The following is a 23,455-nucleotide window of genomic DNA, read 5'->3' on the forward strand; positions in this document are numbered from 1 at the left end:
CGTCGCCTCAGATCGACACGCGGCCGAGCGGCTGCAACTCGACATGCTCGCCGAGTTCCTGATACGAATACACGGCGAGCCAGTTCAGTCGCGTCTCGATCATGCGGCGCACGTAACGGCGTATGTCCATCGACGTCACCAGCGCAACGCCTTCCCGTGGTGCCACGCCAACAAACGACTGGATCTTGTCGATCAGCAAGGTCGCCTCGTCGGGCGGCAGCGCGAGAAAATTGCCGGTGGGCGTCTGCTTGATGGCCTGGCGAATGTGCTGCTCGACAGGCATATCAAAGAGCACCGCCGACAAAGTCCGCTCGCCTCTGGCGGCGCGATGTGCCAGAAAGCGCGAAAGATCGCCCCGCACGTACTCCGTCAGCATCAGCATGTCTTTCTCTTTCGGACCCCACGCGATCAGACTTTCCATGATGGTGCGCACGTTGCGGATCGAAATCTGTTCTTCGAGCAGTCGCCGCAAGACATCGGCGATACGCTGCGGCGGCAGTACTTTCTGCACTTCCGCGACGAGGCCGGGATAGTCGCTCGCGAGCTGGTCGAGAATCCATTGCACTTCCTGGATGCCGAGAAAAAGCGGCGCGTGGCGGCGCATCAGCGCGACGCACGCGTGGGCAATCGCCTGTTCCGCGCGCCATGTCGTCGTTTTAGGCGGAACCGTGCGCTCGTCGAGCCAGCGTGTCGGCGCGCCGCTGGTGTCGATCGGCGGGCCCGCTTCGCTGCGCGCGATCAGCGCGTCGAGCGCGGTGCTTTCGTCGGCGGTCAGCACGATGGGCGCGGCTGAGTGCGCGAGGCGGCTCGCTTCCGGCAACATGACCTTGCCGGCGGGCAGCTCGATGGTGAGTTGCGGCACGTCGTGCACGAGTATCTGACAAGTCGCAGCAGGCAGGGCCGCGTAGGTCCACATCGTGATGCCAGGAAACGGCAGACCGAGTTCTTCCTGCAAACGCGCGCGCTCGGTTTCGAACGATTTGTCGAGCGCGGTCATGGTGAGCCGGGCAACGAGGTCGGGCGCGATCCGTACGCCCAGCGGGCAGGTGAATTGCGGCGCGCGCGCCAGAATCGCGGGTACATCGATCTTCGATCCCGAGCGCTGCATGGCATGCAACGCTTCGCGTTCGTGACTCTGTTGCTGCGGCTTCTTCGTGTTCAGCCGCCACGCGGTGAAGGCAAGCGTGCCGGCGAGCAGCAGAAACAGGGCAGCCGGAAAGCCCGGTACAGCGGCGAATCCGAGCAGCAGCACCGCGGCAAAATAGAGCGCGCGCGAACTCGAACCGAGTTGCCGGCCGATTTCATCGCCCAGCGAGCCGGGTTTGACTTGCCGTTCGTCGGCCACGCGGGTAATCATCACGCCGGCCGCGACCGAGAGCAGCAGCGAGGGAATCTGCGACACCATCGCGTCACCGACCGACAGGATCGAAAAGCGGTTGGCCGCTTCGCCCGCCGTCATGCCGTGATACGCCACGCCCACCGCGATACCGGCCACGATGTTGATCATAGTGATGATGAGCCCGGCAATCGCGTCGCCCTTCACGAACTTCATCGCGCCGTCCATGCCGCCGTGCAACTGGCTCTCCACGGCGAGCGTGGCGCGCTTGCGCTTGGCTTCCTCTGCGGTCAGCAGATTCGCGCGCAGATCGGCGTCGATACTCATCTGTTTGCCGGGCAGCGCGTCGAGCGTGAAGCGCGCACCGACTTCGGCGACGCGCTCCGAGCCCTTGGCGATCACGATGAACTGCACCGTCGTGATGATGACGAACACCACCAGCCCGACCACGAGATTGCCGCCCACCACCAGTTCGCCGAAGCTCTCGATGATGTGGCCCGCTTCCGCATGCAGCAGAATTGACTTGGTGGAAGCAATATTCAGCGAGAGCCGATACAGCGTGGTGAAGAGCAGAAGCGATGGAAATGCGGACAGCGATACGACGTCGGGCACATACATGGTGACCATCAGCAAGGTCACGCTGATCGTGATGTTCACGCCGAGCAGAATGTCGATCAGTGCTGGCGGCAACGGCAGGATCATCAGCGAAATGATCGCGACGATCAGGGCGACGATACCGATTTCACCGCCGGCAGGCAGTTTCAACGACTTCAGCATGATGGGTCTCGTCAGTGGAGGGCGGGCGGCGCAGTGGAGTCACCGGGCGATGAGACGTCTTCCTGCAACGGCGCGGCTTGCCCGCTCCTTGCGCCGATCGACTCGACCCAGCGCAGAATCGCTGCCACGGTTTCGAACAGTTCTTCGGGAATCGGCTGGTCGAGATCGACCTTGTATAACGCGCGCGCCACGGGTGGATTGCCGATGATCGGCACGCCCGCATCGCGCGCCACGCGGCGCAATTCGGCGGCGCTTTCGTCCATGCCTTTGGCGATCACGCGCGGCAGCGGATGTTCGTGCGGCGCGTAACGCACGGCCACGGAGTAGTGCGTCGGATTGACCACCATCATGTTGGCCATCCCTACTTTCGATTGAGGCGGCGCGCTGAGAATTTCACGCGCGAGCCGCCGGCGTTCGCCCTTGATGCGTGGATCGCCTTCCTGATTCTTGTGCTCGCGCTTCACTTCGTCCTTGGACATCTTCATCTTCTTCAGGAACATGAAGCTCTGCAGCTTGACGTCCGCCGCGCCGACCAGCACGAAGACGGCGGCGGCCACCATGAAGAGTTTGATCAACAGGTCCCAGAACATGCGCACGAGCCCTGGTAACGGCTGATAAAGCGACCCGACGATCAGCGGAAACAGCCACTTGATGGTTTGCCACATCACGACGAATACGATCACCGCCTTGACGATCATCTTTGCGCATTCGATCAGCGTCTTGACCGAGAAGATCCGCTTGAGGCCCGCCATCGGACTGACCGCCTTGGGGTCGGGCGTGATGGGCTTGGTGGCGATCTGCATGCCGACCTGAGCGATCGAGCCTGCAATCGCGGCGAGCGCCGCGATGCAGATGCACGGCACGATCGCCGAGAGCGCCAGCATGCCCACCTTGTACAACTGCGTCTGCATATTGGTGAGGGAGTGATCGCCGTTCAGGAAGCTCGTGGCGATCAGCACCGCCTCGCGCATGGCGTCGCTGAAGCGGCTTGCGCCGAACATCAGCAGAAGGACCACCGCCGACATTGAAATCGAGTCGGTCAGATCGCTGCTGCGGGACACCTGTCCTTCCTTGCGCGCGTCCCGCAGCTTTTTCTGGGTTGGCTCTTCGGTCTTTTCGTCGCTCATTTCGGCTGGCGCGGCTGCTCGCAAGGGAGGAGATCGCCCGACGATAGCGCCTGTGCCGTCCACCCAAGCCATGCGAGGCGAAGCGGGCGCACGCATTACGAAGCGGGCATGACGGCACTGAGTGGCACATGGGGCACATAGCGGTGCATTGCGCCACAGCGAAAGTCGTGCGGCTTCGCATCCGTTGCGCCGACTTCGCATCGGCTCGCGTGGCGCCGCGCCGCGGTTGCTATGTTTTCGTCATCCTTCCCGACCGCTCCGGTATGGCGCGGTCGACCTCAACGCTTCTGCCAGGAGCCCATCATCATGATCGTCAGCACGCCGGATTACCTGAACTGCAGCCCCGATGTCGTCGGCGGCCTGATCGAAACCGTTTCGACTGCGTTGCTGAGCAACTTTCCGAAGGTGTCGGCCGATCCGTACGACATCGAACTCGTGCTGGACGCATTGCGTGTGCTGCGTCCGCGCGTCGCCGAGATCGATACGCTCGACGGCATCCTGCACATGGTGCGCGGCCATTGGGACGACGCGATCCACGTGCTGCGTCAGGTTGGGGAAAACGCGCCGCGTTTCGGCTACGCCAAGGCGCTGCTGGCGTTCTGCCTGTCCGCGAAGGGCGACCCGGACTGGAAACAGTTTGCCGCCGAAGCCATGGAAGACAACCCGACCCGCGACACGCAGTCGCTCGTGCGCGCGCTCGAAGCCCGCGAAGACCTGCTCAACGCGATGAAGGTCAAGCGTGCCGGCGGTCAGTTCGTGACGCCGAAATCGTGCGAAGCGCTTGCCGAATTCGACGCGGAAACTGCCGACGCAGCCGAGACCGCGCCGCAGGTCGCTTCACAGCCCACCTCACAGCCGGCTTCGCAACCCGCCGCGCAGACAGCAGCCGTGGATTACTCGCAGCAGGCTTTCCTGCGCGCCTGAGCGGGCTGGAGCCGCGTTCGGCGCGGCACGTCGGGCCAACCTGTTAGCCGTTTTTCGAGGAGCCGCATATGACCGTCAATGCCACCCATGCCACCGCCAGCGCGCTGCAGGCGTCGCTCGAACAGATGTCGCAGGGCGCGAGTGCCGCGCCGGTTGCACAAGCCACGCCCGAACAGGCGCAGAAGTTCCAGTCGCTGATGCAGAACGGGCAGATGAGCGCGCCTGCCGCGCCGCAGTCCGATGGGACCGCGGTGGCGTCCAAACTCGTCGCGACGCAGGACGCCGAGTTGCAGCACACCGTCAACGACGCGCTGCAACTCGCGCAACAGGCGCCGACCATGACGATGAACGAAATGAGCGCGGGCACGATCCGCATGACACTCGAACTCGCCAGCACCCAGCTCGATCTGGAAGCGAAGATGGGCGTGGTGGATTCCTCGAAGTCGGCGATCGAAACGCTGATGAAGAACCAGTAACCCGTTCCGGACGCCGTCATCATGTCAAGCCGAGTGCCTGTCCGATCCGCGCGAACGCGCCGCTCCGTTGCCTTGCTGGGCGTGCTTGCGCTGTGCATTGCGCTCGGCGGCTGCAAGAAAGAGTTGTACGGCAATCTGTCCGAGCAGGACGTCAACGAAATGGTGGTTGCGCTGCTCGAACGCGGCGTTGATGCGTCCAAGGATACGGCCGACGCGGGCAAGACCTGGTCGCTCGACGTGGACGACGCGCAGCTGGTACGCGCCATGGAAGTGTTGCGCGCGCGTGGTTTGCCGCACAGCAAGTTCGACGACCTCGGCGGCCTCTTCAAGAAAGACGGGCTCGTTTCCACGCCGACTGAAGAGCGCGTGCGTTTCATCTACGGCACGTCGCAGGAACTGTCGTCCACGTTGTCGAAAATCGACGGCGTGCTGGTGGCGCGTGTGCAGATCGTGTTGCCGAACAACGATCCGCTGGCGCAGACCATCAAGCCTTCGTCGGCGGCGGTGTTCATCAAGTATCGACGCGACTCCGACATCGGCGCTCTGGTGCCGCAGATCAAAACGCTCGTCATGCATAGCGTGGAAGGGCTGACCTACGATCAGGTGAGCGTGACAGCGGTGCCCGCCGACCCGGTCGAATATTCGCAATTGCCGGCCACTAACAGCCTGCCTGTCTGGCTCGTCGGCGTGCTGGCCGGCCTTGTCGTATTGACGGCCACCGGGCTGCTGGTGCTCGCGCGGCGTGGCGTGATGGCGGGCCGCTCGCGCGGCAAACTGGACAGCGCGGACGCCGTCGGTCCCGGCAACGGCTGGCTGGGCGGCTTGCTGGCGCGTCTGCGTCGGCTACGTCCCGCGAACTGAGCGCGCGCCCTTCTCGCGATGAGCGCGCCGACCGAATTGCCATTCCAGCGCATTGCGAGAGCGCTCGACGCCTATCGTCGCAATCTGGCCAGCGTGATCGACTGGGCCGAGCCGACGTGGTTCGCCGCGCTGCTCGGTTCCGATTCCGCGCAATGGACAAGCTGGCGCGCGGCGCTGGCGAATGCACCTGTTGCGCGCATTGAAGCCTGTTCGCAGGCGTTCGCGCAAGCGGCGGGCGTCGCAGCGCCGACGTTTGCCGCGCTCACACATGGCGCGCTTCGACCTGGACCGTCGGCCACTCTGCAACCGAACGCGGCGCTGCTCGATGTGCTGCCCGTCCAGCACGGCTTGCAGGTTTTACGCATGCGCGCGTTGTCGTTTCGTCGTGCGGAAGCACGGCGTCTGATCGACAAACGCACGCGGGCGCAGTTGTCGCAATGGGCCGGCGTCGGCATCGACCGTCTGACGCAGGACGCGCATCTCGCCGATGCGCCGGATATTGCGCGGCTGGCCGCGCGTGCCGCCATGCCGCCATTGACCACATTGGATGCCCAGACGCTTGCGGTGGAAGGCTGCGCGTTGCTGCTGCGCGATCTCGGTGCGCAGTCTCAGGCGAGCGGCGCCAATCACGTTGCCATCACGCCGTTTCCGTTGCTGAGGCTCGCGTTGCCGCGCGTGTTGGCCGCTCCCGCATGGCTGGCCGCCGTGCCCGACAGCATCGACGCGGCCGGCTCCGCGCGCCTCTTTGCGCGTCTTTCCGAACTGCTTCCGGAGTTTGCATGGCTATCTGGTTAAAGCGCGCTCGCTCGGCTTTCGATGACGAATCCGCTGGCGGCGTGATTTCCCGCGTCGGCGCGGCGTCCGATGTGATTCCTCGCGCGAGCTTCGGCGACCTGGTGTCGATCGACGAGGCGTATGCCGCGCTCGCCGTCGAACGGGAGCGGCTGCTTGCCCAGGCGCGCGACGAGGCGGCGCGCATCGTCGACGCGGGCCATCAGCAAGCGGCTTCGATTGCCGAAGCGGCGCAGCGCGAATACGACACGGCAAGCGAGCTGGGTTATCGCGACGGTTGCGATCGCGCGCTGGCCGACTGGATGGAGCGCCTCGCGGATGTCGCCAATGCGCAAAACCAGTTGCAGGTGCGAATGCGCGAGCGGCTTGCGCAGATCGTGGCGTCGGCGGTCGAACAGATCGTGCGCACGGAGCGGCACGAGGCGCTCTTCGAACGGGCGCTGGGCACGGTCGATCGTATCGTGGAGGGCGCGACGTATCTGCGGGTGGCGGTGCATCCCGACGACCACGGCGAAGCCAAAGCCACCTTCGACCGCCTTGCTTCGCGTTGGCGGGAGCTCGGTCAGCCGATCCCGCTTTCGGTGATCGCCGACAAGCGGCTCGATCCGGGCAGCTGCGTGTGCGAGTCCGATTTCGGCACGGTCGACGCCAGTCTGGATACGCAATTGCGCGCCATGCGCAGCGCGGTTTCGCGCGCGTTGAAGCGTTCGGTGGAAGAGGCGGATGCGCCTCAGGACGAATCGCCTGAGAACGACCCCGGTTATGGCACGACGATGCGCGACGAGGAAGCCGCATGAGCGCACCCTGGCTGACGCGCACGATCGACTTCGACCGTCTCACCGACGAGATCGAACGCGAGATTCTTTCGCTGCCGGGCGTGACGCGCACGGGCAAGGTGCTGGAGGTTATCGGTACGCTCATCAAGGTGTCCGGCCTCGATCTTTCGCTTGGTGAACTGTGCGAACTGCGGGCGCCGAACGGCAGCCTGTTGCAGCACGCCGAGGTAATCGGCTTTACGCGCGACGTGGCTTTGCTCTCGCCGTTTTCGCGGCTGGAAAACATCTCGCGATCCACCCAGGTCATAGGTCTTGGCCGTTCGCTCGCCGTGAAAGTGGGCGACATGTTGCTTGGTCGCGTGATCGACAGCCTCGGCGAGCCGGTGGACGGCGGACCGCCTATCGAATCGGACACGCTGCGGCCGATCTTTGCAACGCCGCCCGATCCCATGAGCCGTCGCATGATCGAAGCGCCCATGCCGACCGGCGTGCGCGCGGTCGACGCGATGATGACGCTTGCCGAGGGGCAGCGCATGGGCATCTTCGCGCCGGCGGGTGTCGGTAAGAGTACCTTGCTCGGCATGTTCGCGCGAGGCGCGTCGTGCGACGTCAACGTGATTGCGCTGATCGGCGAACGCGGCCGCGAAGTGCGTGAATTCGTCGAACTGATTCTCGGGCCCGAAGGTATGGCTCGTTCGGTGGTGGTGTGCGCGACGTCCGACCGCTCGTCGATGGAACGCGCGAAAGCCGCGTACGTGGCGACCGCGATTGCCGAGTACTTCCGCGATCGTGGTCAGCGTGTCTTGCTGATGATGGACTCGCTCACGCGTTTCGCGCGGGCGGGCCGTGAAATTGGTCTCGCTGCCGGAGAGCCGCCGGCGCGGCGAGGTTTTCCGCCGTCGATTTTTGCGGAACTGCCGCGCCTGCTGGAACGCGCCGGAATGGGCGAGACCGGCTCGATCACCGCGCTTTACACGGTGCTCGCGGAAGACGACAGCGGCAGCGATCCGATTGCCGAAGAAGTGCGCGGCATTCTGGATGGCCACATGATCCTCTCACGCGAAATCGCGGCAAAGAATCAGTATCCGGCCATCGACGTGCTCGGCAGTCTTTCGCGTGTGATGCCGCAAGTCGTGCCGGACAGTTTCGTGCAGGCGGCGGCGCGCATCCGTGAGTTGATGGCGAAGCATCGTGAGGTGGAGATGCTGTTGCAGATTGGCGAATATCAGGCAGGGACGAATGCGCTGGCCGATGAAGCCATCGCCAAGGCCGACGCGATCAAGGCTTTCCTGTCGCAACGCACGAGCGACTACGCCGCGCCAGGTGATACCGAAGCGCAACTGTACGACCTGAGCGGATTCGGCGCATGACGACAGGATCGCGGGAGATGCAGCAGCGGCGCGTCATCGCGCTGGAGCGATCGCGCACGCGCCGTCGACGTCTGGATGACACCTTGCGGGCAACGCTCGCCGCCCAGCGCAACGCGCACGCCGCGCTGGAAGCCGCGCGCGATGCCAGCCGCGAGCAGATGGAACATCAACTCGGCGTGCTGCAGTTCTACCAGCATCGTATCGACGCCATGATGACCGGCACCGAGCCGTTTGCGCTGGATGAACTCAATCATTGCCGTCTGTACATCGGCGTGGTGAACGACAGGCTGCGCACGCTCGAAGCGCAATTTGCGCAGGCCGAGTCCAACGTGCAGGCCAATCTTCAGGCGATCGGCGAAACGCAACGCGACATTGCGCTGAATCAGGGGCGCATCGATCTGTGCGGAGAGCGCGTGCGCGAGATTCGTCGCGCACAGGAGAACGCCGCCAGCGATGCAAGCGATGAAGAGGCCGAGGAAATCGCACTTGCACGACGTTTTCAGGCTGGCGGGGCGCGCGCGTGAACGATATTTTTTCGGCACTGCCGCAACTCGGCACGCTGCTTGTCGGCTATATCACGTTGATCGGCGTTTGTTCTCTGCGCCTGTTCATCGTCATGTTTATTTTTCCGCCTACCGCCGACGGTCTGCTGCAAGGCGTGGTGCGTAACGCGGTCGTGCTGCTGTTCAGTTCCTACGTGGCGTACGGCCAGCCGGTTGCATTCATGCAATCGTTGCACGGCGTTCTGCTGCTCGAAGTGGGTTTGCGCGAGGCGCTGATCGGCCTCGTGCTTGGATTCTCGGCCTCGATCGTATTCTGGGTAGCGGAGAGCGCCGGCACCTATATCGACGATCTGACCGGCTATAACAACGTGCAGATCACCAACCCGACACGTCAGGAACAATCCACGCCCACCGCCACGCTGCTCGGCCAGATTGCTTCCGTCGCGTTCTGGGCGCTCGGCGGCATGATGTTTCTGCTCGGCACCTTGTACGAGTCGTATCACTGGTGGCCGATCGCGTCGGCCGGACCGAATGTGTCGAACATTCTCGAATCGTTCGTCCTCACGCAAACGGATTCGCTGATGCAAACCGTCGCCAAGCTCGCGGCGCCGATGATGTTTATTCTGCTGCTGATCGATTTCGCGTTCGGCTTCGCGGCCAAGTCTGCATCGAAACTGGATCTCATGACATTGAGTCAGCCGGTGAAGGGCGCCGTCACCGTGCTGATGCTGGCGCTCTTCGTCGGCATCTTCGTCGACCAGGTGCGCGATCAGGTGACGTTGCGCGGCCTCGCAGCCGAATTTCGCGGATTGACTGACGCGTCGAAATCTCCGACATCGAAGGACAAGCCTTGAGTTTCTTTTGAGCTTGTCGTGCTGTCGCATGTTTGCCTTATAAAACTCAAACCTTCTCAAACACACGGCGAATTTCAGATTTATTGAAAGTGTGTTTTATGCGTCTAGTTACATTGACTCCACCCGACGCAACGCGCGTACCGCGTGCAGCGTGTCCGGCACACACAGGAGTCGCCCATGTTCTCGATGCTTTACTTCCCGGTGGTATCCGCGCTTGCCACAGGCTCGCCGTGCGCAGACCTGACGTTGTCGAAGCGCTTTTTCGATGCGCTGCTGGACGGCAAGCTGAACGCAGCGAGTCAGCTTGCGAGCCGTTGGGCCGACGAGGCAGGCAATGCCGACACCGCACCTCACGCATTGCAATTGCACGCCGACATGCAGTTGATGCTGGGCATCGAAGTGGAAGCCGAGGAGACGTATCGCCGTGCGCAGAAGCTGATCCGTTCATCCAAGCACGCGATTCGCACGGTGTCGTGCCGTAACGCCGCGTGGCAAGCCTTGTTTCGTCATCGTCTGGGTACGGCATTGGCCTGCTTTTCGCGTGTCGCCGACGAACACGAGATCGAGCCCGAGCGTGCAGTGGAAGCGCATGTCGGGATTGTGTGCGTGCTTCACGAACTCGGTCGAACGAGCGAAGCGGCCGACGCGCTGGACGATCTGTTCGAACGCGTCGAGCGCGATATTGACGACGACGCGAGCCATTGGCATGCATTGCTGTCCACTTTGCGTTTCGATCTCGCCGTGCAAATGGATGTGCGCGGCGCAGCGGCGCTGCGCGATCACGTGTACTGGCAATCGGGGTTATCGAGCGATCGCGCGCCGCGACCCGGTCAGGGCGCGAACGCGAGTGTAGATGGCCTTGCGCGTGCCGTGTTCGGCGTGCGCTCGCCGCTGCTGCGCGAGCGTATCGATTATCTGCAACAGCTGCGCCTCGCAGCCTGCGCGGACCGCGACGCAATCGGCGAATTGCAACGTCATTTGCAATGGTCGCGTGAGCAGGGACTTTGCGATTATCAACGCACGTTGCGCCTGGAAATCGCACTCGCGACGCTGGCCGGCGCGGCGCCGCATCTGGCCTGTTCGATACTGGAACCGCTGCACCAGGCCGGCCGTAACGGCACGACGGGTCACCGGCAACTCGAATATCTCTACTGCACCGCCAAGACGCGCCAGGCCGAAGGACGCGCGCAGGAATCGCTGCAACTGTATAGCCGCTATGCGCTGGTGGCAATGCAGTGTTTGCGTGAGGATTCGCAAGTGCGCGCGCCGTTCCTGCAACGCAGCGCGAAGGCGTCGCCGCAACTCGACGATGTGGGCGCACGTCTGCCCGCCAAATACCGTCGCGCCTATGGCTACGTACTCGACAACCTCGACCGGCGCGATCTTTCCGTGCGTGAAGTCGCGGCGGAGATCGGCGTAACCGAGCGAGCACTGCAAAGCGCTTTCAAGAATTTCCTCGGTCTTTCGCCGACTGAACTGATTCGCCGTCAACGCATGGAACGGATTCGCGCGGAACTCACCGACCGTTCGTATTCGAGCGATCGCGGCGTGCTCGGCGCGGCGAGCAAATGGGGCGTGCAGAACCGCTCCACGCTCGTGAACGGCTATCGCAAGCAGTTTCACGAAGCGCCGTCGGAAACGCTCGAACGATAGCGCGGTCTGCTTGCCGCACGGTTATCCCGTCTTTTTCCCTTTACCCTCAATCAGTCGACTCCATGAAATCGAAGACGCTGTTTTGCGCCGCGTGGCTCGCGGCGTCCCTCACGTGTGGCGCGTTGGATTCCGCGGACGCAGCGCCAGTGCGCTGGCGCGGCACGACGGTGCATATCGCCGTCGAAGGCAAAGACCTGAAAGATGTGCTGCGCGATTTCACCGCGAGTCAGGGTGTGGCCGCATCGATAGCGGGCAGCGTGCAGGGCACGGTGACGGGTCATTTCGACATGTCGCCGCAACGGTTCCTCGACACGCTCGCGTCGACCTTCGGCTTCGTGTGGTTCTATGACGGCAGCGTGCTGTCCATCAGCAACGCCAACGACGTCACGCATCAGGTCATCCGGCTGGATCACGCTTCCGCGGGTGACTTGCGCGCAACGCTGCGCACGATGAAGGTGGACGATGCGCGTTTTCCGGTGATGTACGACGAAAGCGCGGGCACGGCAATCGTGAACGGGCCGCCGCAATACGTTCAGATGGTGAGCGAAATTGCTCGCCGGCTGGACGAGAATGCGAGCCGGCGCAGCGGCTCCGTGATTCGCGTGTTCAAGCTGAAGCACGCGTGGGCCGCCGACCATAAAGTGCAGATCGACGGCAACACGATTACGGTGCCCGGCGTGGCGACGGTGCTGTCGAATATGTATCACGCCAAACAGCAGCAGAAAAACGGCGGCGACTCGCAAACTTCGGTCGCGCCGAATATGCAGCGCGTGCAGGCCATGAACGACGTGGGCGGCGGCAACACGGGCGGCGGGCAGGTCAACAACCCGCCGCTGCCGCCTAACATGGCCGACGCACAAGGCGGAACGCTCGGTGGTCTGGTCGGCGGCGCGCAGCCGTCTAACTACGGCGCGGCCGGTAACGTGGGTTATGCAAACACGCCAGGCGGATCGCAGATGAGCCAGCCGAGCGGCGGCGATCTCACCTTGCCGATCATGCAGCCCGATTCCACCACCAATTCGGTGCTGATCCGCGATACGCCGCAGCGCATCGACCAGTACGCCTCGCTGATCGCGCAACTCGACACACGTCCCAAGCTGATCGAAATCGAAGCGCACATCATCGAGATCGACGATGACCTGCTCAAGCAGATCGGCGTGGACTGGCGCGCACACAACAGTCACCTGGACTTCCAGACGGGCTCCGGCACGTACCAGCAGAATAGCTATAACGGTTCGATCAATCCCGACTTCGGCACCAGCACGCTCGCGGACGGCACGACAGTAGTATCGGCCACCCCGGTGGGCGCGTCGATCACGGCTGTGCTCGGCGACGCAGGACGCTATCTGATGGCGCGTGTGAATGCCTCGGAGAGCACGTCGAAGGCGAAGATTGACGCCTCGCCGAAAGTCGCGACACTCGACAACATCGAAGCCGTGATGGACAACAAGACGAAGTTCTTCGTTCGTGTGTCGGGCTACACGTCGGCGGATCTGTACAGCGTCTCGACAGGCGTTTCGCTTCGCGTATTGCCGATGGTCGTGCAAGAAGACGGCAAAACGCGCATCAAGCTCGAAGTGCACATCGAAGACGGCCAGCTTACCGGTCAGCAGGTCGACAACATCCCGGTCATTACGAGCAGCGAGATCAACACGCAGGCATTCGTCGGTCAGGGCGAAAGTCTGCTGATCGCGGGGTATAGCGTCGACAACAATTCGAACGGCGTGACGGGTGTGCCTGGCTTGTCGAAGATCCCCATTCTGGGCGCGCTGTTCCGCTACAACAACGATCAGCGCTCGCATATGGAACGGGTGTTCCTGCTGTCGCCGCGCATTCTGGATCTCTGATCCGGGCGCCAACGATTCGCCTGCAAAAGAAGCGGCAGGTCGGCCACGCGTGAATCGTGGCTGATCTGCCGCTTTTTTAACGTCTGCGAGTTGCGCCGGCGAGCAGCGCCGCCGGCACGGAAAACGAAGTGAGCGACGAGGTATCGCGGGCCGACGCTTCGCTGTCGTGCGCGGCGAATCGTGCAACGGAATGGATCGACGCGCTCGCATGGCTCGGCCACATGGCGGCATATTGCGCCCAGGGCTGGGCGCTGCGTGCTGCCTCGCTATCTTTCGCGTGGACGTCGAGCGTGCGGTGCGGCGGTGTGTCCACGGTGTCCATTGTGTCCCGCGTATCTTTAGCATCGAGGTCGACCGGACGTTGCATTGCCGGCCGCGTCTCCCCTGTTTGCGCGGAATCGAGCAACGGCTCGCTCTCCGCCATGGCATCGCACAGCTCGACGCGATAACCGTGCGCGTACATGGTGCGAAGCTGGACCCCTGAAGCGCCGTTGAGTCCGAGCTTCTTGCGCAGCTTGTAGATGTGCTGCTCCAGCGTTCGGCCGACGATATCTTCCGTGCTGCTCCAGATCGCGCCGGCGATGTGGCGGCGGCTCACGTATTCCCCGGCACGCGAGAACAGCAGCCACGCAATCGCGAACTCGCGCACAGTGAGACGGATTTCGTTGTCGTCCACCACGACAGTGCCCGTGCGCCGATCAAGGCGGTAAGGACCCAACTCGGCCCATTCTTCCGACTGAACCGGCGTGCACGACTGAAAGCGTCGCAGTGCCTGATACGTGCGGACTTCGAGCTCGCCCCGATCGATCGGCGAGAGGACGACATCGTCGGCCCCCACTTCGAATGCACGCTCGATGCTGTCGCGGTCGGCGAACGAGCCGATCACGATCAGCGGGGCACGGCGGTCGCCGTAGCAGGCCCGGCGCGCGAACACCGCACGCGTGGCGTCGATGCCGGTCGCGGTGTCGACGAGAATGGCGTGGAAGTCCTCGCGATAGATGGCGCGCGATAGCGCGACGTCATCGAGGAAGCGGCAGCATTCGGTTGTCTCGTCACGAAAGCTTTCGCAGATCACATTGAACAGGCTGCTACTGGTTGTCAGCACAGCAAATTTCAACTTGCCCTCCGGGGACGGGTGCATAAGGCTCCTTCAAAGCCACATTGCTTGCCCCGAAAATTACGGCCCAGAAATTATCAGGGCTGTAACCAATTGTTTCGACAAAAAGGCACATTGAAATCGCATGAAATATCGGTATTTTTTTCGCTTTTTTTCGTTCGCAGTAAATACGCAATTGAATCAAGGTATTTAGCCTCACGATGCATGGTCAATTGTTATTGAGGTAGCAATTTCTCCCTCATTTCGCGTAAGCGGTAAAAGAAACCCATGCCGCCCGCAATCCCATGCGAAGCAAGGTTCGCAGCACCTTTCAGTGCTGCAAGCACACTTGACGATTGTTGAGCATTGGAAAAGTGCTTTGAAAGGACGTTGGCTTCGCGTGTCCCTGAGTTTTGTTGAAAGTGTGGGACGGATGCCTATTTAGACTCGCCTGTGAAGACGCTTCAAACGCGCTTCGCTATTTATTTTTCTGGTGCGAGTTCCAATTCGGGTCCGCTCATGTCCTTTCTGTTAAACGCCTGGTATGTTGCCACTTTTTCCCGTGAGGTCGGCGTCGATGCGCCATTTGCGCGGACCTTGCTCGGCCGTCCCGTGGTGCTGTATCGCGATGAGGCGCAGCGCGCCGTTGCACTCGACGACCGTTGCGCACATCGCTTCGCGCCGCTTTCGCAAGGACGCATCGTGCAGGGCGCGCTGGAGTGTCCTTACCATGGCCTGCGTTTTAACGCGGGCGGCCAGTGCGTGCACAACCCGCACGGCGACGGGCGCGTGCCGTCCGGTGCGCAGGTCCGTACCTATCCCACGGTCGAGCGCTATGGTGCGGTCTGGTTCTGGCCGGGCGATCCCGCGCGCGCCGACGCTGCGCTGCTGCCGACATTTCCTTTTGTCGATCCCGACAGCAACATCACGCACGAAGGTTATCTGCACACTCGCGCGCACTATCAATTGAGCGCCGACAATCTGCTCGACCTGAGTCACTTCCAGTTTCTGCACCCGGACACGCTGGGCAGTGAAGCCATGGCGCGCGGCGACGTGCAGTCCGGCCATCTCGGCGACACCGTCTGGGTACGCCGCAGCGCGTACGACGAGGCTTTGCAGCCGTTCGTCGCAGAAGGCTTCGGCGTGGCACCGGGAACCCGCGTGGACCGCTGGATGGACGTGCGCTGGACGCCGCCGGGCCTGCTTTCGATCGTGATTGGCGTGACCGCCGCCGGTATGGCGCGCGAAAGCGGACTGATCGCACCGTCGGCACATTGGCTGACGCCGGAGACAGAGCGCACGACCCATTACTTCTTCGCCTTCGGATTGCCAAAAGAGATGGGCGACACCGCGCGTCAACTCGTGCGATACGCGGTGGAAGGCTTGATGAAACCATTCGAGAGCGAGGATTTGCCCATGCTGGAGGCGCAGCAAAATAATCTGGGCGACCGGGATTTCTGGGAGATGCAGCCGGCGCTACTGCCGATCGACGCCGGCGCGATTCGCGCACGCCGGATCATGGAGCGGCTCATTGCGGCTGAACGCGCGGATGCCGCGGGAAGTCAGGCCGCATCCGCGCGCACGATTGCGGTTGCGCCGGTGGCGGACACGTCGCGCGCGGTGGCTTGATGAGCGCCATGCCGGAGTTCGACGTAGAGAGCGAGGCGACGTTCGACGCTCGATCGTCCATGCACGCGCCGGGCGAATCGCTGAACGCCATCTGGGTGGAATGGATCGTCGAGATGTTGAGCGCGCTCGGTGTGCGTCACGCGGTGCTGTGTCCAGGTGGTCGGGCGAGCGCCATGTGTCTCGCGTTCGACGCACATCCCGGCGTTACCGTCCACATGGTCTGCACCGACGAGCGCAGCGGCGCGTTCGTTGCGCTCGGTCTGGCCAAGGCGAGTGGCGAACCGGTAGCGATCGTCACGACGTCCGGCTCCGCTATCGCCAACGTCTTGCCCGCGTTGACCGAAGCCGACGCTGCCAACGTGCCGCTCGTCGTGCTCACCTGCGATCGGCCACGGGCGTTGCGCGGCGCGGGCTTCGGGCAGATGGCGGATCACCTTGGCGCGACCCGCGCGTTCGTCCGCGCTCAGGCGGACCTTGCCGATCCCGTGGACTCGCCTGACGCGATCGCCGAGGCGCGCGACGCGCTGGCAAGCGCGCTCATGGCAATGCGCGACGGCGTCGACGAGCCGGAAGGCAGGTTGTTGCAGATCGACGCGCATCCGCCCGCACGGCGTCCCACGCGCGGCCCCGTGCATCTGAACGTGCCGCTGGCCGGTGCCTACGACGCCGTGGAGACGCAGCCCGTTTCGTTCGCCACGGTGCGTGCAGCGCGCGACGGCGATGCTCACGACCACGCCGCCAGTTCGCAGGCGCTCGCTGCTACGGAAGCCCGACGCATCGAGTCGATCACGAGCATCGTGGCGCGCGTTATCGAGCGAGTGCGGGCACGGCGCGCCCATCGCCCGCTCGACGGCGGGCTGAATGGACTGATCGTCGTTGGCCCGGAACCGGGCGTGTCGCTCGACGCCATTTATTCGCTGGCGGCATCGACCGGCTTTCCGGTACTCGCCGACGCGGGCAGCGGCCTGCGCGCCGCGCCGCAAGCGATTGCGCCGGACGCGGTAGCGCGGGGCAAACCGGGCGCGCTGATCGTCAACGCGTTCGACGTATTCGGCGGCGCGGCGCGACTCGCCGACACTCGCGCGGAACTGATCGTGCGTTTCGGTCTCGCGCCGGTGATGCCGGTACTGCACGCCTACCTTGAACAACAGGTCGACGTGCCCGCGATCAAGATCGCACCGCACGCTGTCGCGCACGATTATCTGCATAGGGGACTCGATCCGCGTGACGTGCTGGTGCTGGCGCCGCAATCGTCGCACGAGCCGCAGGCTACGGCAGCGCTCGACGAGCTGGGCAGCGCATTGCGTCATGCCGTGGCGGCCCCGCAGGCGGTCGCGTTCGCATGGCGTGACCGCTGGGCGAGCGCCGCCAGTTACGCAGCGCGCGAGCGGCGTGCGTGCGTCGCGGCGCTGCCATGGGGCGAAGTCGCGGCCGTGCATCGTGTGCTCGACGCACGCGGTTTCGCGTTCATGCATCTAGGCAACTCGATGTCGATGCGTCACGCGGACATCGGCTACGACGTACGCGCGGAACGCCAGGACATCTACGTGAATCGCGGCGTGAGCGGTATCGACGGTACGTTGTCGACGTTTCTCGGCGAAGTGCTCGCGCGACGCGATCCCGGCCTTGTGCTGCTCGGCGATCAGGCGCTGGTACACGATCTCTCCGCGCTGGCGAGTGCGCAACGCATCGGCTCGCCCGCATGCGTGTGCGTGGTCGACAACGGCGGTGGGGCGATCTTCGATTTCCTGCCGATCGCGCAGGCCGACGCGTACCAGCGCGCGATCCGCAATCCCTACAAATTTGATTCCGGCGCGCTCGCCCAGGCTTTCGGCCTTGCCCATCACCGTGCGACGAGCCGCGAGACGCTGGACGCGGCGCTCGAAGCCGCGCGGGTACATGCCGGGGTGACGGTCGTCGAGATTGCCGTCGAGCCGTTTTCCGCCGCGATGCAAATGCAACGTCTTGCGCACACGCTGGAGGGTGTTTGATGGATTGGGACGTCATGGAAAGCGCGGAGCAGCGCTCGGCTGAGGCGCTGCACCGCTATGCCTGCGCCACTGCGCCGGACGAGCAGTTTCTCGCGGACATGCAGCAGCGGATCGATGCGGCGCGCCGCGCGCCGCATCCGCGTCGGCGAAAAGACGCGCCGTTGCGCGTGCTGCTGCTCGGCTATAACGGCGCGGGCAATACGGGTGCCGATCTGCGCGCGATCGAAACGATCGGTCAGGTGCGACGGCTTTTCGCCGAGCGCGAACCGCGCGTGATGCTCTTCGCGCTCGGCAATCTGTTCGACGATCCGGTGCTTGCGAGCACACCTCGTCTCGTCTCTTCGCTGCCGTATCTGCCCGATGCGCTCGACGCCGCGGTTCGCGACGCCGATCTCGTCATCAACGTGGAAGGCTCGACGTATACGTCGAAATTCTCGGACTCGCTGGCGGGCGTGCTGATTGGTGGCGTTGCGCTGGCGCATGCGCATGGTCGGCCCGCGATAGCGTATGGCGTGGATAGCGGCACCATGAGTACTGCACTCACACGTTTTGTCGAGCGTAACGCTGGCGCGGGCGAGGTGGTCTGCCGCAACGAAGCGGCGCGCGAGCAGCTTGCCGCGCTGGGTGTCGCCGCACGACGAGGCGCCGATACCGCCTGGACCTACCGCGTGCCCGCGCGGACCAACGCCGCTTCCACCTCGCGGCGCGTAGCGCTCTGCCCGAACAATCCCTACTGGTGGCCTGTGCATGCCGACGCGGCGCGTGCCCGCGAACTCGATGCGCGCAATGAAACATCATCGCTGCGTTACGGGCCGCTGCATTTCCATTCCTGGGACGCTGGACGCGCCGAAGCCTATCGCGCTTACCTCGACCGGATGGCGACTGTCGCGATCGGTTTGCGCGAGCGAGGCTACACCCCTGTGCTGGTTGGTATGGAACAACTCGATTGCCATGCCTGCACCGATCTCGCGGTGCGGCTGCCGTTTACCGTCGAGATCGTCGCGCGGGGTCCTCACTCGCTGGCCGACGTGTGCGCGTCGGTGGCGACGGCGGACTGCGTCGTGACCACGCGCTATCACGCGGCAGTGCTGGCGATGTCGCATGGCGTGCCCGTGTTCGGCCTGTCGATGGACACGCGTATCGACCGCCTGCTCGACGAAGCCGGCTGTCCGCAATGGAGCGCGAATTGCGGCGATGAAACCGGCGCCGATGCGGCGCTCGCGGCCATCGCTTCGCTGGAAGAAGGCGGCACACGCGCAAACTTGCTGGCGGCTTATGAGCACTACGCGCACCGCCAGCGCGCCCTGTTCGACTCGATGGGCGAGCATCTGCAAACCCTGATCTGAAGCGACACGTCGCGCCCGACCCTCACGCGGCGCGACGTCATCCGATCCCACCGCGTTCACGGGAATGACAAAAACTTCGCGCTGCCATGCGCAAGTTCGGGTCGGCATTTCGTCCACGGCGCGCTTTACGATGTACTGACGGATCGGACACCCAGTTGCAGAAAGCCGTGTTTTTCGACCGTCACGGAGACCGCCATGTCGTCACCCTCAATTTCAGGCGCGCACACAAAAGACAGCCCGCAGGAGACGACCACATCGACTGACACCACGACGCCCGCACCGCTATCCAGCGCGCCCACGACGGGCGGCGATGGCGGCGCGCAGTTGTCGCGGCTCGGCAAGCTGAAGGCCAAACTGTCCGGTGCGAAGAAGCAGACCGCGGCGGGCGTGGCGAAACACGAAGGGAATCTCGGCGCGGCGGCGTCCGCCGGATATATCGGCTGGGGCGTGGATAACGCGGTAGCGGCGGGCGGTGGACTGGCTGGTGCGTTCCACCACACCACGCATGCCACCACGACCGTCGCGCAGGCGACCGGTGCCATCGGCGCGGTGCCTCAGGGGCTCGATATCGTGTCGACGGCGGTTGGCACCGCGCACAAGGCTTTCAAGCTATCGAACAGCGCCGAAAAAGCGCGAACCACCGAAAAGGGCACGCTGGAAGGCGACGAAGCGCGCCGCACGCTCGCGCAGGACAAAGGTAATCTGGCGCGCGCCATGCCGGGTGCCGTGCGCGACGTCGGTCTCGGTACGCTCAATATGACTAGCCGGATGGACGCTGTCGTCCATCCGGGCAAGTCGCTGTACGGAAGCGCGCCAGGGCCCGTTAAAGCGGACGGCAGCCTGGCCATCGGCGCAGGGGCGATGTATCTCGCGACGGGCGTCTTGCAGAACCGTTCCGTGGATCGCAAGGTCAAGCGCACGCATGCATTCAGCGACGCGTTGTCTCATCCGGCGAGCGCGCGCGAAGATATCGCGAGTCCCGCGATGCAGCACCTCGACGCCTGGCACGCAGAAGGCGCGATCGACGCCAACGTGTACTCGATTTTGCGTCAGCGTAGCGACGCCGACATAACGACGTTCACGCAAAGATTTGCGGCCCTGGGTCACGATGGCCAGAAGCGGTTGAACAAGACGCTTCATTTCTCGGGCGAGCAGGTCAAGCTCAACGTGCTCAACTTCAACCGCAAGACGAATCTCAATACCGCCAGCACGCGGCGTGCGATTCGCGAAGACGTGATCGACGCTTTCATTGCCGCAGACGACTCGCACTTTCAGCCAGGTCACACAGACACGCTTTTTACGCAGTTGAATGCGGTCCGGCAGGAACCGCGCGGCAAGCGTATCGGTCCGGACCTGAGCACGCTCGACGCGCATTTCGCCCGGCACGGCTTGCAGAAAAGTGAATTCGACCGCAATGCACTTGCGGCGATCGCCGGCTCCGGCAATCCGGATGCATTTCTGACTCGCTACAAGAGCCTTTCGGTAGAAGACCGGGCGCGCGTGCGCGACACGCTTCATTTCGGCTCATGGCGTTTCTGGAAAAGCGATGCTACCTTGCCGACCACCCGTTACCAGCGCGGCGATATTCGCCAGGCGCTTGCCCGGCATTTCGTGGACGGCGCGACGATCGAGCGCCTGCAAACGCTCAAGCATCGCTATAACGCGAAGGTCGTGCCGCTGAAGGCGAGCGGTACGACACCGCAAACGGCAGCGCCGCCCGACATGCTCAAGCATCATCTCGCCGCGTACCAGTCGCTCAACCTGGATTCGTTGAAAGAGGAGAAGCGTCACGCGAAAGTGCTGATGACTTATGGCGCGACGAACATAGCGGCAGGCGTGGCCGAACTGGCCGTGAATCCGATTTCCGGCGCGACCGGCGGCCAGTTGAGCGCGTCGCGCGCTGCGCTCAGCCCGGTGTACCTGATCTACGCGGGACGTCGTGGGCTCGTCAGCTATATCACGCAAAAGAATGCGCGGCCTATCGACGCCAACATGCACGAAGAGGCCTTGCTGCGCGCCATGCCACGCGTGCGCGAGCGCATCGGGTCGGGCGCTGCGTCGACACAGCGATTGCAGCATCGCGAAACGTTTCTGCGAACCGAACTGAAGCTCAGCGACGGCGACATCAAAAAACTCGACGCATTGGAACGCGCAGGCAATCACAGCGGCGCGCGCGAATTTCTCACGGCGAAGAATCCGGAGAACAACGTACTCGTTGCGTTGCGGGTGCTGGCCGAGGAACGGGGCGGCGTGGGATCGGATTTTCACCGCGATCAGGCGCGCCGGATGATCGACGATGAAGCGCAAACGCACGACTCCGACGCGTTGCGCGCGATCGGCGACGGCACGAATCCCGACGAATCCTGGGCGGCGTTGAAAACGCATTTCCTCGATGAGGCGGCGTACCATCCCGCGACGGGTATCGAAACGTTTGCCGGACAACTGGCCGCCGGCACCGCGCACGGTGATCCGGGATTCGAGAAAAACGCTTACCGAGGTCAGGAGCCGGATGGAATCGCGCACGAATTGCAGACACGTTTTGCGCAGGACAATCCGCCGTTTGCGATCAGGCAGTTCGTGGCCGGCTGGCGCGATAGCGATGCGGGCGCGGTTGAAGCGCGCAACATGCTGCGCGATTTCCGTTTCACCGAAAACGACATTTCGGGCCTTGAACAGATGAGCCGTAAGGACGCATGCAAATGGCTCGAAGGGCATCTGTTCGGCGAAAACGTGCGGCGTCGTTTTTCGACGGTGAAGCTGGATCAGGCGGGCCGCAATCATGCGGCGGCGGTGGCGGATCGCGTGCATCCGGAACGCGCTGACGTGGCCGAGCCGTTGACGTGGCGTCGTCACTTCGAAGAAGCGGGTACGGAAGTGATCGACAATCCCGGCACGCCGGGACTCGATTCGATGCTCTACGCGCTGCATCAGAACTTTTCCGGCAAGAGCGATTCCGCGTCGAGCGCGATGAACCGCGAAGTCATGGCCGCGCGCACCCAGGTCATTCAGGCACTGCGCGACAGGCATATCGCGGCGCATGGCGAAGCACCGCCGCTTTTGCCGGTCGACGTCGAGCAGCATGCGCAAACCATTGTCGACGTCGCCGCGCGGGTGTACGGTAAGCCGGGCGCCGCGGTCAAACTGGTGGATGCAACGGGCGAGCAGGCGGCCCGGCGCATCGGTGGCGGCGTGAGTGCGACCACACCTTTCGCGGCGGTGATCTGCTACGACAGTCAGTCGCGCCGTACGTTTACGCTGCATGGCGGCAAGACGGTGGCGGCGCGGCCGCCACGTCCCTTGTCGGTGTCTTCCGGCTCGACGGCGTCGTTCAAATCTTTCGATGACGACGATACGTCGTCGCTTTCGTCGGCATCGTTCAAGTCGTTCGACGACGACCACTCGTCGATTTCGTCAGCGTCTTTCAAGTCATTCGATGAGGCCGACCCCTCGACGACTTCGTCCACGCCGCGCAGATCACACGACGAAGAGGCGCAAACGCAACCGCGCGACGAGCACATCCGGCATGCGCTGACGACGCTCACGGCGAACCAGCCCGCCGCGAAACCGATTACGCCATGGAGTGACTTGCCCGCATCCACGAAGAAGCTCTACAACGGCGATCAGTGGGCCTACGAAGAGCAGGCCGCCGCGCTGGCCACCAGCAACGCGTCCACGCGCACGCAACTGGACAGGAGCGGCTTCTCGGTCGTGGCGAACAACGGCAACCGCAACAACTGCCTGATCATTTCGCTGATGCAGCACGCCACCGGCGACTACAGCCATGCACACGTCGACCAGGTGGTCCGCTATCGCGAGCAGATCGTGCACGAAAAGCTGATCCGCGATAACGAGCCGATGACGTTCACGGGTGCTGCTGCTACGCGCCTCGTGCAGTTGATCAACGAGAATCCGCAGACGGTGCGGCCGCTGCGTGTGTTCGGCGTGACGCAAGTGGCGGGCGAAACGCACATGGACCGCCTCGGCGCAGGCGCGCAAGATCCGAACGCACACGAAGTGATGATCTGGGATCAGGGCGGCCACTTTGAGGCCGTGGTGCCGAAGACTGCCACGGCGCAATGAGAGTAGTGAGCGGCGTA

At 63.6% G+C, this 23,455-nt stretch carries 17 protein-coding genes; 14 read left to right on the forward strand and 3 right to left on the reverse strand.

Annotation, left to right across the window (positions count from 1 at the left end):
* Positions 1–7: 7 nt before the first annotated feature.
* Positions 8–2,113: a type III secretion system export apparatus subunit SctV gene (gene sctV / locus P3T18_RS03135; RefSeq protein WP_429298443.1), complete on the reverse strand. Its 2,106-nt coding sequence runs from the start codon at positions 2,111–2,113 to the stop codon at positions 8–10.
* A gap of 11 nt (positions 2,114–2,124) precedes the next feature.
* Positions 2,125–3,240: a type III secretion system export apparatus subunit SctU gene (gene sctU / locus P3T18_RS03140; protein WP_429298444.1), complete on the reverse strand. Its 1,116-nt coding sequence runs from the start codon at positions 3,238–3,240 to the stop codon at positions 2,125–2,127.
* A gap of 306 nt (positions 3,241–3,546) precedes the next feature.
* On the opposite strand from sctU, the gene P3T18_RS03145 reads away from it, so the two are divergent.
* The 10 genes from P3T18_RS03145 (at position 3,547) to sctC (ending at position 13,296) form a co-directional block, all read left to right on the forward strand.
* Positions 3,547–4,164, forward strand: coding sequence for an HrpB1 family type III secretion system apparatus protein (locus tag P3T18_RS03145; RefSeq protein WP_429298445.1), 618 nt, complete (start codon positions 3,547–3,549; stop codon positions 4,162–4,164).
* 68 nt (positions 4,165–4,232) lie between these two features.
* Positions 4,233–4,640 carry a type III secretion protein HrpB2 gene (locus P3T18_RS03150; protein ID WP_429298446.1) on the forward strand — a complete coding sequence of 136 codons (408 nt, stop codon included), beginning with the start codon at positions 4,233–4,235 and terminating at the stop codon, positions 4,638–4,640.
* A gap of 21 nt (positions 4,641–4,661) precedes the next feature.
* Complete coding sequence (gene sctJ, locus P3T18_RS03155; protein WP_429298447.1) at positions 4,662–5,501, forward strand: type III secretion system inner membrane ring lipoprotein SctJ; 840 nt, start codon at positions 4,662–4,664, stop codon at positions 5,499–5,501.
* An 18-nt stretch (positions 5,502–5,519) separates the two neighbouring features.
* Positions 5,520–6,296, forward strand: a complete 777-nt coding sequence (locus P3T18_RS03160; protein ID WP_429298448.1) for a type III secretion protein HrpB4 — start codon at positions 5,520–5,522, stop codon at positions 6,294–6,296.
* Positions 6,281–7,090: a type III secretion system stator protein SctL gene (sctL, locus tag P3T18_RS03165; protein WP_429298449.1), complete on the forward strand. Its 810-nt coding sequence runs from the start codon at positions 6,281–6,283 to the stop codon at positions 7,088–7,090. The genes P3T18_RS03160 and sctL overlap by 16 nt, the downstream gene beginning before the upstream one ends.
* Positions 7,087–8,439, forward strand: a complete 1,353-nt coding sequence (sctN, locus tag P3T18_RS03170) for a type III secretion system ATPase SctN (RefSeq protein ID WP_429298450.1) — start codon at positions 7,087–7,089, stop codon at positions 8,437–8,439. Before sctL ends, sctN begins: the two co-directional genes overlap by 4 nt.
* Positions 8,436–8,963, forward strand: a complete 528-nt coding sequence (locus P3T18_RS03175) for a type III secretion protein HrpB7 (RefSeq protein ID WP_429298451.1) — start codon at positions 8,436–8,438, stop codon at positions 8,961–8,963. Before sctN ends, P3T18_RS03175 begins: the two co-directional genes overlap by 4 nt.
* A complete protein-coding gene (sctT, locus tag P3T18_RS03180; RefSeq protein WP_429298452.1) occupies positions 8,960–9,796 on the forward strand; it encodes a type III secretion system export apparatus subunit SctT in 837 nt (278 codons plus the stop codon). Before P3T18_RS03175 ends, sctT begins: the two co-directional genes overlap by 4 nt.
* Before the next feature lie 177 nt (positions 9,797–9,973).
* Entirely contained in the window at positions 9,974–11,449 is a 1,476-nt protein-coding gene (locus P3T18_RS03185) for a helix-turn-helix domain-containing protein (RefSeq protein ID WP_429298453.1), read from the forward strand.
* Positions 11,450–11,511: 62 nt separating this feature from the next.
* The gene (sctC, locus tag P3T18_RS03190) at positions 11,512–13,296 is read left to right on the forward strand and encodes a type III secretion system outer membrane ring subunit SctC (protein ID WP_429298454.1); all 1,785 of its coding nucleotides are present in this window, start codon (positions 11,512–11,514) and stop codon (positions 13,294–13,296) included.
* A gap of 76 nt (positions 13,297–13,372) precedes the next feature.
* Here the strand turns inward: sctC and P3T18_RS03195 are convergent, their stop codons facing one another.
* Complete coding sequence (locus P3T18_RS03195) at positions 13,373–14,413, reverse strand: response regulator transcription factor (protein ID WP_429298455.1); 1,041 nt, start codon at positions 14,411–14,413, stop codon at positions 13,373–13,375.
* A 498-nt stretch (positions 14,414–14,911) separates the two neighbouring features.
* On the opposite strand from P3T18_RS03195, the gene P3T18_RS03200 reads away from it, so the two are divergent.
* From P3T18_RS03200 to P3T18_RS03215, 4 genes are all read left to right on the forward strand, one after another.
* Positions 14,912–16,021, forward strand: coding sequence for a Rieske 2Fe-2S domain-containing protein (locus P3T18_RS03200; protein ID WP_429298456.1), 1,110 nt, complete (start codon positions 14,912–14,914; stop codon positions 16,019–16,021).
* Complete coding sequence (menD, locus tag P3T18_RS03205) at positions 16,021–18,012, forward strand: 2-succinyl-5-enolpyruvyl-6-hydroxy-3-cyclohexene-1-carboxylic-acid synthase (RefSeq protein WP_429298457.1); 1,992 nt, start codon at positions 16,021–16,023, stop codon at positions 18,010–18,012. The genes P3T18_RS03200 and menD overlap by 1 nt, the downstream gene beginning before the upstream one ends.
* On the forward strand, positions 18,012–19,358 hold the full coding sequence (locus P3T18_RS03210) for a polysaccharide pyruvyl transferase family protein (RefSeq protein ID WP_429298458.1): 1,347 nt from the start codon (positions 18,012–18,014) through the stop codon (positions 19,356–19,358). Before menD ends, P3T18_RS03210 begins: the two co-directional genes overlap by 1 nt.
* Before the next feature lie 195 nt (positions 19,359–19,553).
* Positions 19,554–23,438, forward strand: coding sequence for a hypothetical protein (locus P3T18_RS03215; protein ID WP_429298459.1), 3,885 nt, complete (start codon positions 19,554–19,556; stop codon positions 23,436–23,438).
* Positions 23,439–23,455 lie beyond the last annotated feature (17 nt).

Source organism: Paraburkholderia sp. GAS199, assembly GCF_050436585.1.
Taxonomy (GTDB): Bacteria; Pseudomonadota; Gammaproteobacteria; order Burkholderiales; family Burkholderiaceae; genus Paraburkholderia.